This window comes from Treponema sp. R6D11 (genome assembly GCF_054786075.1).
The window spans coordinates 1-596 of the sequence record NZ_BDHD01000704.1; the positions used below are offsets into that span (position 1 = coordinate 1).

Genomic DNA, 596 nt, shown 5'->3' on the forward strand with positions numbered 1-596 from the left:
GGGGATAGGTTTAGTTTCCGACATCAGCGTAATTATTATTGATCTGCTTCATCAGGCTTTTGAAGAAAGGCAAACCACGCCCGCGCCGGAAGAAATCGGAAACAAGGCGGCGTCTATATCGGGATCAAATATCGCCTCTACCATTACAACGGCGCTCGTGTTTATTCCGATTATTATGCTACCAGGACCATTAGGCGGTCTTTTCGGCGACATAGCCATCGCCCTTGTTACTTCTGTCGCCGCAGGATGGCTTTACGCTCAATTTTTTCTTCCGTCTCTTTATTCCATGTTCTTTGGCAATCCATTAATAGCCAATAAAAATAAATTATTAAAAATTAGATCAGTTTTTACAAATGGCAGTCTTGAAAAAAAATATTATTTCTTGCTTTCAAATGTCCTTCGTAATTCGGGTAAGTTTTTAGCTGTTGCGGTGTTTTTAAGTGTTTGCGGGTTTTTTACGCTTTTAACCCGTCCGGCGGTTTTCATTAACCCAGATGAATCCGAAGAAGTTCAAGTTTCCATAATGTACCCCCAAGGAATTTTGTTAGAAACAATAATAAATAGTAGTAAAACATTTTCCATGAATATTTCAGGAC

The 596-nt window shown here is 39.4% G+C and carries 1 protein-coding gene; it reads left to right on the forward strand.

Translation table 11 applies throughout. From position 1 onward, the window contains the following. Positions 1 to 596, forward strand: a 596-nt coding sequence (locus ACYVTD_RS15595) for an efflux RND transporter permease subunit (protein ID WP_461248613.1), incomplete at both ends; no start/stop codon positions are given.